Annotated in this window: 12 protein-coding genes; 10 read left to right on the forward strand and 2 right to left on the reverse strand. The window is 53.2% G+C overall.

The window, feature by feature from the left end:
• Window positions 1-67: 67 nt before the first annotated feature.
• The 8 genes from ACUY4Q_RS19180 to ACUY4Q_RS19215 all read left to right on the forward strand — a co-directional run bounded on the left by ACUY4Q_RS19180 (window position 68) and on the right by ACUY4Q_RS19215 (window position 7,968).
• On the forward strand, window positions 68-577 hold the full coding sequence (locus ACUY4Q_RS19180) for a hypothetical protein (RefSeq protein ID WP_458044292.1): 510 nt from the start codon (window positions 68-70) through the stop codon (window positions 575-577).
• 10 nt (window positions 578-587) lie between these two features.
• Window positions 588-1,028 (forward strand): DUF421 domain-containing protein, encoded by a 441-nt coding sequence (locus ACUY4Q_RS19185; RefSeq protein ID WP_458044293.1) that lies wholly within the window; start codon window positions 588-590, stop codon window positions 1,026-1,028.
• Between the two features lie 478 nt (window positions 1,029-1,506).
• Window positions 1,507-2,535: a phosphotransferase gene (locus tag ACUY4Q_RS19190; RefSeq protein ID WP_458044294.1), complete on the forward strand. Its 1,029-nt coding sequence runs from the start codon at window positions 1,507-1,509 to the stop codon at window positions 2,533-2,535.
• Window positions 2,532-3,803 carry a phosphopyruvate hydratase gene (gene eno, locus ACUY4Q_RS19195; RefSeq protein WP_458044295.1) on the forward strand — a complete coding sequence of 424 codons (1,272 nt, stop codon included), beginning with the start codon at window positions 2,532-2,534 and terminating at the stop codon, window positions 3,801-3,803. The genes ACUY4Q_RS19190 and eno overlap by 4 nt, the downstream gene beginning before the upstream one ends.
• 135 nt (window positions 3,804-3,938) lie before the next feature.
• Complete coding sequence (tcuC, locus tag ACUY4Q_RS19200) at window positions 3,939-5,249, forward strand: tricarballylate/proton symporter TcuC (RefSeq protein ID WP_458044296.1); 1,311 nt, start codon at window positions 3,939-3,941, stop codon at window positions 5,247-5,249.
• A 70-nt stretch (window positions 5,250-5,319) separates the two neighbouring features.
• Entirely contained in the window at window positions 5,320-6,282 is a 963-nt protein-coding gene (locus ACUY4Q_RS19205; RefSeq protein ID WP_458044297.1) for a D-2-hydroxyacid dehydrogenase, read from the forward strand.
• A 177-nt stretch (window positions 6,283-6,459) separates the two neighbouring features.
• Complete coding sequence (locus ACUY4Q_RS19210; RefSeq protein ID WP_458044298.1) at window positions 6,460-7,161, forward strand: 2-keto-4-pentenoate hydratase; 702 nt, start codon at window positions 6,460-6,462, stop codon at window positions 7,159-7,161.
• Window positions 7,162-7,200: 39 nt separating this feature from the next.
• Window positions 7,201-7,968, forward strand: coding sequence for an HpcH/HpaI aldolase family protein (locus tag ACUY4Q_RS19215; protein WP_458044299.1), 768 nt, complete (start codon window positions 7,201-7,203; stop codon window positions 7,966-7,968).
• A gap of 67 nt (window positions 7,969-8,035) precedes the next feature.
• Here the strand turns inward: ACUY4Q_RS19215 and ACUY4Q_RS19220 are convergent, their stop codons facing one another.
• On the reverse strand, window positions 8,036-9,064 hold the full coding sequence (locus tag ACUY4Q_RS19220) for a LacI family DNA-binding transcriptional regulator (protein ID WP_458044300.1): 1,029 nt from the start codon (window positions 9,062-9,064) through the stop codon (window positions 8,036-8,038).
• 418 nt (window positions 9,065-9,482) lie between these two features.
• Here ACUY4Q_RS19220 and ACUY4Q_RS19225 point away from each other — a divergent pair, with 418 nt between their 5' ends.
• Window positions 9,483-10,865 carry a D-arabinono-1,4-lactone oxidase gene (locus ACUY4Q_RS19225; RefSeq protein WP_458044301.1) on the forward strand — a complete coding sequence of 461 codons (1,383 nt, stop codon included), beginning with the start codon at window positions 9,483-9,485 and terminating at the stop codon, window positions 10,863-10,865.
• The gene (locus ACUY4Q_RS19230; RefSeq protein WP_458044302.1) at window positions 10,862-11,698 is read left to right on the forward strand and encodes a glycosyltransferase family 8 protein; all 837 of its coding nucleotides are present in this window, start codon (window positions 10,862-10,864) and stop codon (window positions 11,696-11,698) included. Before ACUY4Q_RS19225 ends, ACUY4Q_RS19230 begins: the two co-directional genes overlap by 4 nt.
• A 147-nt stretch (window positions 11,699-11,845) precedes the next feature.
• Here the strand turns inward: ACUY4Q_RS19230 and ACUY4Q_RS19235 are convergent, their stop codons facing one another.
• Window positions 11,846-13,204, reverse strand: coding sequence for an MFS transporter (locus ACUY4Q_RS19235; RefSeq protein ID WP_458044303.1), 1,359 nt, complete (start codon window positions 13,202-13,204; stop codon window positions 11,846-11,848).
• Between the last annotated feature and the right edge of the window lie 5 nt (window positions 13,205-13,209).

A 13,209-nucleotide genomic window follows, 5' to 3' on the forward strand; every position in this document is an offset into this window, starting at 1 on the left:
CAGCCTGACGGCAAAACGCGGCATTGTGTTCCATACTCTTAACTTCTTGTCCGATGGAGAGAGCAAGGTGAAAGAGAGTGAACCGCCCATGCACCATCATCCCGTCAAAGAAAATCCTTTCTGGCTTCGTTTTGAAGCGCGTACCCAAAAGTACGGTGCCCTTGCACTGCTGTTGATTGTGATTGCAGCGCTTGGCGGCCTGTTTTCCGAGGGATACTTAAGCGACAAAACGGCACACAATCACAACGGGCAACTGACCGTGGATTATCAGCGCTTCGGCCGCCTGCAAAGTGACATGAACATGGTGGTGAACAGTAACGTGCCTCAACAGGGGCGACTAACTGTCACCCTCGGCGGTGACTTTATGCAGCGTTACGAAATTCGCACGTTACAGCCCCAACCCAGCAGTATGACCAGCCAGAACGGCGCGCTACGGCTGGAATACCGGGGCCTTTATCCCGGCAGTACGTTTACGCTCTGGCTGGGCCTGACTCCGCTTTCTCCCGGCAGTATCAGCTCACAAATCGAGGTTGAAAGCCTACCCGGCATCACACTTTGGCAGTTTATCTACCCTTAAGGATGGCGTCATGGAAATGGTCTTGCGTGCTGTCGCGGTGTATCTGGTTCTGATGGTGGTGTTTAAAATTGCCGGGCGCAGAGCCCTGTTGCAGATGACCTCTTTTGACCTGATTTTGCTGTTAATTATCAGTGAAGCCACCCAACAGGCGCTGCTCGGGAGTGATTTTTCCGTCACCGGGGCGGCGCTGACCATCATTACCCTGGTGGTGGTCGATATCCTGTTCGGCCTCGTCAAAAAGTACATTAATAATGCTGAAGACGCGATCGACGGTGCCCCGGTGGTGCTGGTGGAAAACGGACAGTTGCTGCTGAAAAAGATGAAAGAGGCGGACATCACTTATGACGACATTATGGTGTCAGCCCGCAACAACCAGGGCGTCGATAAACTTGATGATATTAAATATGCCATCCTCGAGCGAAACGGCCATATTTCGATCATTACTAAATAATTTGTGCTTTTATAACTCTCGGTCATATTTACGGGCGTCAGCCTTGTTTTTTGACGCATTCCCACTATGGCCATGCCCCCGCGTCGAAAGCGTTTAATTCCTCACAAAACATCCACTACAAACCTTATCCAAAAGCGTTATTTCCTGAAACAAGACTTTGATCACACTTAAATAAGACATTTAATATCAATAAGATACATCAAGTTGATTTTAAATGAGACTCTCATCAACATATTTTTCCCGCAGATTGATTGACGCCAATGCACACGTGTGCATAAATTATGTCAATTCAGATAACCGTTAAAAAACCGAGTCAGAAAATGTTATTCATGATTATTAACATGGCTAACATTTGAGAATGAAAGATATACCGACAGGTATGATACGTCGCGGATTACGTTTCCGCTGGAATACTATTGCCGCATATTTATGACGTGTTTGAATCCTATGAAAAAACAAGTTAATAACAGGTGTATGCATGGAAACGCGTTTTAACGATCTTTCAGCCAATCAGGATGCCATACGTGATGTGTTGCACACGATGGGATTAATTCATGACAACGAAACGCTGCTCGTGAAGCCGTTAACGGGCGGCGTTTCCTCCAACATTTTGAAAGTCAGCATGGGTGAAAAACATTTTTGCCTGAAACAAGCGCTGCCAAAACTGAAAGTGGCAAAAGAGTGGCATGCTCCGCTTGAGCGGGTCTTTGCAGAAATTGACTGGATGAAAACCGTGTCGCACATCGCGCCTGATGCCGTACCGCATATTCAGGGTGTAGACAGAGAGGCGCTCTGTTTTGTGATGGATTATCTACCCGCCGAACATTTTGCTAACTGGAAATCGCAACTTTTGCAGGGCGTCATCGACGTGAATTTTGCCGGGGAGATGGGTGAGGTATTAGGAAAAATTCATCAGCAAACCGCGAACAACAGTGAACTGGCAAAAGTATTTGCGTATGACGACAATTTCTTTTCGCTGCGCCTTGATCCCTATCTGGGGGAAACTTCTCGGGTTCACCCGAAATATAGCGTTTTTATTCAGGCGGTATTAGAGAGAACGCAATCAACAAAGCTGGCGCTGGTTCACGGTGATATCAGCCCGAAAAACATATTACGTGGCCCAACGGGGCCGGTCATTCTGGATGCCGAATGCGCATGGTACGGAGACCCGGCCTTTGATCTCGCCTTTTGTTTAAACCATTTCTTATTAAAAACCATTGCCGCCAACACATGTGTGGCCCGGCAGCAATTAATGCTCTGCTTTGAAAATTTATATCAACGCTATTTCAACTGCATTCGCTGGGAATCTATCGATGGGTTTGAAAATCGCGTCGCCACGTTATTGCCGTGCCTGACGCTGGCACGTGTCGACGGCAAATCACCGGTTGAATATTTGACTGAAGGTCAGGCGCAAAACGTACGCCGCATCAGTTGCGCCTTGTTGGAACGTCAATTTACGACATTGAAAGACATCACATTATTCTGGAGGAAGGAGAGCGGGTTATGAGTCGAATTAAAAATGTACGTGGTCGTCGCGTGTGGGATTCCCGCGGCTGGCCAACGGTTGAAGTGGAAGTGCATCTGGAGAACGGCGTATTTGGCCGTGGCATCGCACCGGCTGGCGCCTCCTGCGGGATGCACGAAGCGGTGGAACTGCGTGATGGCGGTAAAGCGCTGTCAGGCAAAGATGTGCAGAAAGCGCTGCTCAATATTAAAAACGAAATCGCCCCTGCGCTTATTGGCACCGAGATTAACGATCAGCAGTTGATCGACAGCATTCTGATTGAACTCGATGGCACCGGTACTTTCTCCCGTCTGGGGGGGAACGCTTCGGTCGCCTGCTCAATGGCGGCGATTTATGCTGCGGCCAACCATGCCCATCTGCCGCTGTGGAAGTACCTGGCAGGGGATAAAAAAGTGGCGATGCCGCTACCGCAGATCCAGATTTTCGGCGGGGGCGCGCATGCCGGTCGTCGCATCGATATTCAGGATTTGATGGTCATTGCCAACGGCGCAACCTCTTTTGAGGAAGCGCTGGTCATGACCGCCGAGGTCTATCATAGCGCCGGGCGCATCATGAAACAGCGCGGGCATTTGAGCGGTGTGGCGGATGAAGGCGGCTGGTGGCCTGAGTTCAACAGCAACGAACAGGCGCTAGATACCCTGGTAAAAGCCATTGAAGGCGCAGGCTACATTCCGGGTCAGGATGTTTCTATTGCGCTGGATATTGCCTCCTCTGAATTTGGGAAAGCGGGCCGTTACCGGCTGGCGCTGGAATCCTCAGAATATGATTCAGACGGCATGTGCGAACTGCTGCTCGGCTGGCTGGATCGCTACCCCATTCTCTCGATTGAAGATCCGTTAGCGGAAGATGACGAGGCCGGACTCATTGCTTTCACTAAAGCCGCCGGTTCGAAAGTGCAAATTGTCGGTGACGATTATTTCGTGACCAATGGCGATCGCGTCAAAGCGGCAGCGCAATTGGGTGCCTGTAACGCCGTGTTATTAAAAGCCAACCAGGCCGGGACGATTACCCAATTACGCACCGCCTTTGCCGAAGCACAAAAAGCCGGTTATGGCTCGATTGTTTCCGCCCGCTCCGGTGAAACCGAAGACAATATTATTGTGCATCTCGCCTTAGGATTAAACGCCGGGCAACTAAAGGTAGGTTCAATGACCCGTTCCGAGCGAACATCAAAATGGAATGAAGCTATTCGTCTGGAAGACAGCAATGCCCTGGAATATTTTGGCGTGAAAGCCCTGACTCATAAATAACGATTTAAAGATTTGTGTTTTTCCGCTTAGCGGAGCAGGCGTTATCTCCGGGCCCTACACCTGAATTTTAAATGTCTGTTCTGGTTGTATGAGTTTTTTCAAAAATTATTCAATACATAATTGAAGGAGATTCAAATGACCGAGTCCAGTGCCCAGGTTTTGCCTGCGGCCAAACATAAAATGCAGGTCAAACCCATCGTTCAGGTGGGTGCGGGTAATGCCCTGGAAATATATGACTTTATGGTTTACGGCTATTATGCACGTTATATTTCTCAGGCTTACTTCCCGTCAGATAATGAATATGTTTCGTTAATGCTCACTCTGATGACATTCGCCTTAGGTTTCTTCGCCCGACCGTTTGGGGCGATTATTCTCGGGGCCTATACCGACCGTCACGGGCGCAGAAAAGGGCTGATTATGGCACTGGCTCTGATGTCCGTGGGTATTCTCTGCGTGGCGTTGACGCCCACCTATGCCTCCATTGGCATGGCTGCGCCAGTTATCGTCATCCTGGGCCGTTTGCTACAGGGCTTCTCGGCGGGTGCCGAACTGGGCGGCGTGGTGGTTTATCTGGCAGAGATTTCGCCGCCAAACCGCCGTGCGTTCTACACCTGCTGGCAGGTGGGTTCTCAACAGTTCGCGGTGATGGCAGCGTCCCTAATCGGCCTGGTGCTGCTGTACACTCTGAGCACTGAAGAGCTGCACGACTGGGGCTGGCGTATTCCGCTGCTGATAGGCTGTGCGGTTATTCCACTCATGTTCTGGCTGCGTTCTAATTTGCAGGAAACCGAGGTCTTTGCGAAAAAGAAAACCACGCCAAGCGTGAAAGAGATCTGCTCAAGCCTCGTCTCTGGCTGGCGCATCATCCTGACCTGCATGGGTATGGTGGCAATGGCCACCGTGACCGCCCAGACCGTCACTACCTATGCCCCTACCTTTATCAAAAGTCTGAACCTTGGTGAACACGTCGGCTTCATCACCCTGTTCTTCGTGGGCCTGTCGATTCTGTTGTGGTTACCGGTCACGGCAATGATTGCCGACCGTGTAAACAGAAGAACCATGCTGATTGTGGTGACCCTGACCGGCGCCATCACCGCCTGGCCGCTGCTCTCCTGGCTCGCGGCAGACCCTACCGTGTTCAAATTTGTGGTGTTTGAGCTGTGGTTCTCGTTTATGTACGCCTGCTACAGCTCCGTTCAGGTGGCGGCGATGGTGGAACTGGTACCGGCCCATGCGCGAACGGCGGGCTACTCGTTTGCTCAGGCCGTGGCCGCTGCCGTCCTCGGTGGCCTGACTCCGGCAATATGTACCTGGCTTAACCACACCTTTAGCAGTAATGCGATGGTGGGCGTGTGGCTTGGCTTTAACGCCGTACTCAGCTTGCTGGCGGTATTAACCCTCGACCATAAACAGACAGCCATTAATCAGACGAAAGAATTGCATTAATTAATTGCTGACCAAACAGCAGTACATCGATTAAGTTGGTGTACTGCTGCAATTAAACTGGAACAGGTAAATGATGAAAATTGTTATTTTAGATGGTGGTGTACTTAACCCTGGCGATCTTTCATGGGACAAACTTCAGCAACTGGGAGAAATAACCGTATACGACACATCTGAACCCCATCAGGTTGTTGAAAGACTGGCTGATGCCGATGTCGCAATAATTAACAAAGTGGTATTAACCGAAAAAGAATTTAGCCAGTGTCCGAACCTGAAATTTATTGGCGTGACGGCAACGGGCTATAACGTGATTGATTTAGAGGCGGCCAAAAACCACGGCGTGGTGATCTCCAACGTCCCCACTTACGGCACCTCCACCGTTGCCCAGTTTACCACCGCACTGATGCTGGAACTCTGCAACCAGGTCGGCCTGCATGACGCGGATGTGCATGCAGGTGGCTGGGGTAAAAAACCCGACTTCTGTTACTGGCTGAAACCCATGCTGGAAGTGGCAGGCAAAAACGTCGGCATTATCGGCTACGGGCGCATCGGTCAGGCGTTTGGCGCGGTGGCCCAGGCGCTGGGCATGAACGTGCTGGCCTATGACGAATACCAAAACAAAGCGCTGGAAAACGACCGCGTTCGCTATGTCGACCTTGATACCCTCTATGCCGAAGCGGATGTCATCAGCCTGCACTGCCTGTTGACGCCTAAAACGCAGGGCATGATCAACGCCGATGCCCTGCGCAAAATGAAGAAATCCGCCCTGCTGCTGAATGCTTCGCGTGGCGATCTGGTAAACGAAGCCGATCTCGCCGATGCACTGAATAATGGCGTCATTGCCGGTGCCGCCGTTGACGTGCTCTCCAAAGAGCCGCCGGTGCCCGAGAACCCGATGCTGACGGCGAAAAACTGCATCATCACGCCGCACATTGCCTGGGCCTCAGTCGAGGCACGTGGACGCATCCTGGCGACCACGGTCGATAACGTTAAAGCGTTTATTGATGGAGCGCCACAGAACCGCGTCGGTCACTGATAATCTGCACAACATTACCCTAAATAATTCACGTTTCAGGAAGGCGGCAAGCGCATATACAACGTGAAGTATGACGGGTAAGAAAAGAGAAAAACGATGGAAAACAACATAATCAAAGCGGCCGACTTGCTGCGCTAGGCCTGGGATAACAACGAAGCGGGCGAGCCGATTCGCGACATGGTAGACAGCGAAAACCTGACCACCGCCTACATGATTCAGGATTACAACGACAAGATCTGGCAGGCGCAGGGGCGCCGCCTGGTGGGCCGCAAGCTGGGGCTGACCAACAAAGCGGTGCAGCAGCAGTTCGGCATTTCTGACCCGTGCTACGGCAACATCTACGCCGATATGGTACTGATCGACGGGGCCGAGGTAACCAAACCGGTGGTGAGCGACCAGCGTGTCGAGACCGAAATTGCCGTGGTGCTGAAAAAAGACCTCACGCAGACCGAGCACACCCTTCTCGATATCATCAATGCCGTTGACTACATCCTGCCCGCCTTCGAAATTTGCGACAGCCGCGTGACCGGCTGGAACGTGAAGTCCTGCGACTTCGTGGCCGACAACGCCGCCGCCTGCCTGGTGGTTCTGGGCACGAAGCCGGTCTTCCTCTCCGACTGCGATATCACCCGCAGCGAGATGGTTACCAAACGCGGCGACGAGGTGGTGTCGCAAGGTAAAGCGACCGCCATCCTCGGCCATCCGCTGCATGCGCTGAAGTGGCTGGCGGATGACCTGGTACGCATCGGCAAGCCGCTGCGGGCCGGTGAGTTTGTCATCACTGGCGCGATTGGCCCGGCGGTCTCCGCTAAACCGGGTGATGCATTCGACGCAGAAATCACCGGTATAGGGCTTATCAGCACCCGCTTCGCCTTATAAGAACCTCTCCTGTTAAGTACCCTCACACTTAAAGGAAAAATGATGGAACTGCCAAAAAATCATTTTAAATATGCGATAAAAAACAACACCCTACAGCTTGGGCTGTGGACCCAACTCGGGAGCTACATTGCTGCCGAGATGCTCTCCGGCTGCGGCTACGACTTTATTGGCCTCGACGCTGAGCATGGTCCAAGCGAATACATAGAGATTTACGCCCAGTTGCAGGCCTGTGCGGCAGGCGGCCCTACGCAGCCTATCGTACGCATGCCTAACCACGATATTTCGCTGATCAAGCGTTACCTCGATGCCGGCGTGAATACCCTGATGGTGCCGCAGGTGGATACCGTCGAGCAGGCAAAAGCGCTGGTTGCCGCGGTACGCTACCCGCCCAACGGCGTGCGTGGCTACTGCGGTGCTCCGCGCGCCTCCGGATTTGGCCGCATTAAAAATTACGCCACGACCTGCGAGGAAGAGATCTGCCTGATTGTGATGCCAGAGACCACCCAGGCGCTGGAAAATATCGACGCCATGGCAGCGATTGACGGCATTGATGCGTTCTTTATCGGCCCCGGCGATCTCGCGGCAAGCCTCGGCTACATTGGGCAACCGATGCACCCGGAGGTGATTAAGGTCATTGAAGAGACCGGCAGACGCGTCAACGCGGCCGGTAAAGCCGTTGGCATTTTGTGTACTGATGAGGCGCAAACCCGCCGTTATATCGAACGGGGTTTCCAGATGATTGCCATTGGCTCCGATCAGGGGTTACTGACGAAAGGCGCGGAACAGCTGCTGGCAACGTTCAGATAGTTTCTCGAAGCTGGGTAGTAACATTGGATAGACGTTTCCGGATGCGCCTGATGGCCCATCCGGTTTTTTAGCTTGCGTGATTAAGCGCTTTCGTCGAGCCGCCGAGCACCAGCTGCGGCGTAAAAAGCTGGCTTTCGGTGCTGGCGTAAAACACCTCAGGCGAGAGCGGGGTTTCCTGATTCAACAGCCTGTCGATGATGTTGATGCAGGCGTCGGAGATCTGCTTTTCTGGCAGAGAGATAGAGGTCAATTTGACCTCCAGCAGGCTTCCCCAGGAGACGTCACCGTAGGCCACCAGCGAGAGATCGTCAGGAATGGCGATATTCAGCTCTTTGGCGGCAAGCAGGATGCTCATGGCATAGCGTGGGCTGCCGAGCACCAGCGCGCTGGGAGGCTGCACCGAGCGCATAATGCGCCGGAAGGCATCGCCGCCAAATTCAGCCTGGGGCGGCCCCACATAGATAATATCTTCAAGCGCCTGCTGCTGTTCGGCGGAAAAGTTTTGCAAAAATCCCTGCAAGCGCTCAGCGCCGGTACTGAGCTGCTGGGCAGAACCGATATAGCCAATGCGCGTATGCCCCAACTCGCGCAGATGCTTCACCGCCTGGGTAATGCCGTAGCGCTCGTCAATGGCAATCACCGGCGTGGCGAGATGGTCGTGGTGGCGCAGAAGCTGGACGGCATTGGTGCGCATCACCAGCTCCTGAGTTTCCGGTAACGGGTTAGCGGTCGGGGCGAAGATAATGCCGTCGACCCGTGCCGTCATCAGGCGCAGCAGCGCGGCGTGCTCCATCTCCGGTTTATCGCCGCTGATGCTAAGCATCATCTGCCAGGAACGCTCTGCCGCCACATGGGCAATGGCGTTGGTGATGGTAATAAAGAAGTCGTTCTGGATGTCAGGGATCACCAGCCCAAACGCACCGGTGCTGGCGTTGCGCAGCGCGCGGGCGGCGCTATTCGGGATGTAGCCATACTCTCGGGCGGCCTGCAAAACGCTCTCTTTGGTGGCCTGACTGATGGCAGGATGACCGTTTAATGCACGCGAGACCGTGGTGTGTGATAGGCCTAAAATGGCAGCCAATTTTTTTATTGTCACTGCGTCACCTTATTGTCGTCCTGACCAGGCTTTTCCTGTTTGTGGATAAAGCCGGAGAAGGTAATGATAATCCTGACTCTTTTTTGTGATAATGCATGAGATATATTATGCAAAAGTCATAATAACAGGTTCTTATTTCTGGCACTATTTATTTGCAAGCGCCATATTCACTCAAATTAATTAGACAGTGTGCAAACTTATAAATATTTTATCTTGCCTGTAACGCTTTTTTATTATTACGCGAGCATCCGGGATGACGGATATTCCGGTCTATCCGTGCTTCCTTTGTTACGCTATCTCATAAGCCCCGTAGCCCTTTTTCTCATCCCTTGCCCTGAAAATCAATGCGACAGCCGTCACGCTTTTGCATCAGGGACTATGCTGTAAACTGGATCAGTTTTTGTCAGAGGAGCAGTTGATGACTATTTTCCACCCGCTTTTTCCGCGTCGCCAGCCGGACGCGAGCCCAACAGATGCACGCGTATTGAACTGGGCGAAAAACACCACCCTTGCTGAGGCGAGTGCGGTCACGGTGCCGGAGACCGAAGCGCAGTTGCAGGCGGTGATTGTAAATTGTCGGGGGAAAATCCGTATTATGGGGAGCCGGATGTCGCCGGGGAGAATGCTGGCCGTATCGAACCCGGATGATGTGCTGGTGGATCTGTCGCGCATGCGCGGCGTGCTGGCGGTGGACGATGACAGCGTGACCTTTGCTGGCGGTACGCCAATGCACGAAGTGTATGAGGTCCTGACCTCAATGAACCGCATGCTGAATGCCTCTCCTGGGGTCATTGCCTCGCAGACGCTGGCGGGCGCGCTTTCCACAGGCACGCACGGGCAAGGTCTGCAACAAAGCGCTATCGCCGATGACGCGCTGAACATTCGTTTTGTTGATGGCAATGGTCACCTGCATAACATGGACCGCAGTCACCCCTGGTTTGGCGCCGTCCAACTGGGCCTGGGTACGCTGGGGGCGATTACCGCCGTCACGCTACGCACCCGCCCGTCTGCCTTATACACCTGTTTTAAAGATGCCGTCAGTGCCGATACCCTGGCAGAGGATTTAGCCCAGTGGAACCAGACATGGACCTTCAGTAAAGCCTGGTGGTTTCTTGAAGAGAATAAAGTCCACACCTGGAACGCCCGTGAAGCCAATGAAGAGGAGCGCAGCGCCTGGGAGCAGAACCATGGCGATCTGGTCACGCTCGACGACACCCGCGATGAGATGAACCAGGCGGTGGATAAGACATTACAGCATATGCGTAATGACACTCGTATCGTCGATGAGAACGGCAAACCCTTCCGCACCGTCACCCGTTTTAAAGATTTTTCGGACGTGATTGGTGACGTCTACCAGGTCTTCTGCCGCGGCATTGCGACGCCACAAATCAATATCGAAATCGGCGTGCCGCTGGCCAACGCGCCGGCGGCGATTGCCCGTATCAAAGCCTGGTATGCGAAGACCCACCCTCATATGCACTACCCGATTATCTTACGCTGCACGGGCCCTTCTGACGCCTGGCTTAGCCCGTCATGGCAGACGCCGACCTGTTACTTTGGCTTTGTGGTCTACTACGCCGAAGATGGGTCGCTGTCGGAAGAGGGGCTCGAATTTTTACGCGCCGTCGAGCCTCTGCTGGCAGAGGAAGGGGGTAAACCGCACTGGGGCAAATATTTTGATCCCCGTTTGTATGACTGGTCGGCCTGCTATCCGCAATGGTCTGCGTTCCAGGAGGTTCGGCAGGCATTCGATCCGCGCGGTATTTTCCTTAATGATTTTCTGGCGGAGGTGATGTCATGAGTACGACCACTTTCGCATGGGTCACGTTGTTAACCAAACCCGGTTATCTGCCCGGCGTCGAGGCTTTGTACCATTCATTAGTCAGAAGCGGTTCCGCCTGGCCACTGGAGGTGATGGTGACGCCGGACATTGACGCATCCGTTCGGGCGCGCTTACAGGCGTTGGGATGTGGCGTTCGCGAGGTACCGAGGATTGGCCCTGACCCGCAGTTAGCCCATCGCTATGCCAATGCGCGCTTTGCCGACGTGTGGAGCAAACTGGCGGTATGGACCTTAACCGAATATGCCCGTGTGGCTTTCCTTGACGCCGACATGCTGGTCATCAAGAACATGGATGAGGTGTTCGAGCTGCCCCTACAAGAGGGATTTATCGCCGCCTGCCACGCCTGTCGCTGCAACCCTAATCGCATCGAAAGCTACCCCGCAAGCTGGCAGCCGGATAACTGTTATTACAGCTGGTGTGAAGATGAGGAGATGACCGCTCGCCCCCCAACCACCGTCGATAATTATTTCAACGCCGGTTTTCTGGTGCTCACCCCCGACCAGGCACTGTATAACCTGATGCTGACCAAAATCGTGGCGATGGCCGACATCAGCACCTATGTGTTCGCAGAGCAGGATTTCCTCAACGACGTTTTCCAGGGGCGCTGGCTGCCGTTACATTACGGCTACAATGCGCTGAAAACGCTCGAACTTCAGCACCCCAGAATGTGGGAGATGAGCCGGGTGAAAAACATCCATTACATTATCGACAAGCCCTGGGATAAGCAGCCAGAGCCGGGCGATAAGTGGTATCAGCTCCACCAGCTATGGTGGGAGTATTATCCGCACTGAATGTCAGGCGCTACCGTGCCCCTGCCTGTTGTGATGGGTAGAGCCGCAGAATAAAGAGAGCCTGATGACATAGCAAAACGGCAACCTCTTGTGGGTTGCCGTTTTTGCTTCCGGGTTATTAAGACTCGGGTTATTAAGACGTGACAATTACGACAGGGTGTCTTTCGTTAAGTCTCGCTGGGAGGTTTCCGGCGCACGCCATGCGGCATAGGCTGCGACCAGCGCGGCAACAACAACATAGGTCGCGACAAGGGTCCAGTTGTTGTTATCGAGGGTGGTCAGCCCCTTAGCAATAAACGGCGTAAATCCTCCCGCGACAATTGCGCCGAGCTGCGCACCAATAGATGCCCCGCTGTAACGGACTTTTGGCCCAAAAAGTTCGGTAAAGAAAGAAGGCTGTACGGCATTGATTGAGTTATGCGCGATGTTAATAAGCAAGACGTAACCCGTTACCATCAGCACAAATGAACCGCTCTCCAGCAACCAAAAGAAGGGGAAGGCCATGGCGGCGGCGCACAGTGCACCGAAAATATAGACAGGGCGGCGTCCCACTTTATCTGAGATAGCGCCAAAGATGGCATGCATCGGGAAGGCCAGCACGCAGGTCGCCATCACTACGCTCAGCATAGTCTGCTTATCGACACCCAACGTGCCTGTGGCATAGGAAACGGCAAAAACGGTACACATAAAGAAAGGGACGCTTTCCGCAAATCGCAGCACCATAATGAGCAGAATAGTACGCCATTGGTGACGCACAACCTGCACTACCGGACTTTCATCATGGGCGATGTGCTTGTTCTTCTTCTCTTCCTCTTGCTTACGCTGCACTTCCTGGAAAACCGGGGTTTCGTCCAGTTTACGACGCATGTAGAGCCCAACCAGAACCAGCACCACACTTAACATGAAGGGAACTCGCCAGCCCCATGAAAGCAGTTGTTCTTCAGGCAGCAACATGACCAATGCAAAGATACCGGTCGCCAGCAGTTGCCCGGAAAAACCGCCGGTTTGCGGAATGGCACCCAGTACACCGCGACGGTTAGCGGGCGCAGTTTCGACCACCATTAGCATGGCACCGCCCCATTCACCGCCGACCAGGAACCCTTGAACAAAGCGCAAAACGACAAGCAAAATCGGCGCCCAGATGCCGATGGTGTCATAAGAAGGTAAACAACCAATCAGAAAGGTCGCTGCCCCCATCCCGCCCAGGGTAATCAACAGCGTTATTTTTCGGCCCAGGGTGTCTCCCATATGACCAAAGAAAATGCCGCCCAGCGGACGAGCAATAAAACCAACGCCAAAGGTAGCAAATGAAGCCAACAGCGCAGCGAGTGGACTGACGTTGGGGAAAAAGATTTTGCTGAATACCAGCGCACTTGCCAGCCCATATAACAGAAAGTCGTAATACTCAATGGTATTACCCACCCAGCTTGAGATAACCACCCGGCGAATATTGGCTTTATTGGCATTCGCCTGTGGTGCTATCGGCATCTCCAGAGAAATTGACATGACTT

This window comes from Phytobacter cepae, from assembly GCF_054165735.1.

Excerpts from the sequence above, each read along its gene's own strand:
- ACUY4Q_RS19185 (WP_458044293.1), top strand. The coding sequence starts at position 588 with ATGGAAATGGTCTTGCGTGCTGTCGCGGTGTATCTGGTTCTGATGGTG.
- ACUY4Q_RS19190 (WP_458044294.1), top strand. The coding sequence starts at position 1,507 with ATGGAAACGCGTTTTAACGATCTTTCAGCCAATCAGGATGCCATACGT.
- eno (WP_458044295.1), top strand. The coding sequence starts at position 2,532 with ATGAGTCGAATTAAAAATGTACGTGGTCGTCGCGTGTGGGATTCCCGC.
- tcuC (WP_458044296.1), top strand. The coding sequence starts at position 3,939 with ATGACCGAGTCCAGTGCCCAGGTTTTGCCTGCGGCCAAACATAAAATG.
- ACUY4Q_RS19205 (WP_458044297.1), top strand. The coding sequence starts at position 5,320 with ATGATGAAAATTGTTATTTTAGATGGTGGTGTACTTAACCCTGGCGAT.
- ACUY4Q_RS19210 (WP_458044298.1), top strand. The coding sequence starts at position 6,460 with ATGGTAGACAGCGAAAACCTGACCACCGCCTACATGATTCAGGATTAC.
- ACUY4Q_RS19215 (WP_458044299.1), top strand. The coding sequence starts at position 7,201 with ATGATGGAACTGCCAAAAAATCATTTTAAATATGCGATAAAAAACAAC.
- ACUY4Q_RS19225 (WP_458044301.1), top strand. The coding sequence starts at position 9,483 with ATGACTATTTTCCACCCGCTTTTTCCGCGTCGCCAGCCGGACGCGAGC.
- ACUY4Q_RS19230 (WP_458044302.1), top strand. The coding sequence starts at position 10,862 with ATGAGTACGACCACTTTCGCATGGGTCACGTTGTTAACCAAACCCGGT.
- ACUY4Q_RS19235 (WP_458044303.1), bottom strand. The coding sequence starts at position 13,204 with ATGTCAATTTCTCTGGAGATGCCGATAGCACCACAGGCGAATGCCAAT.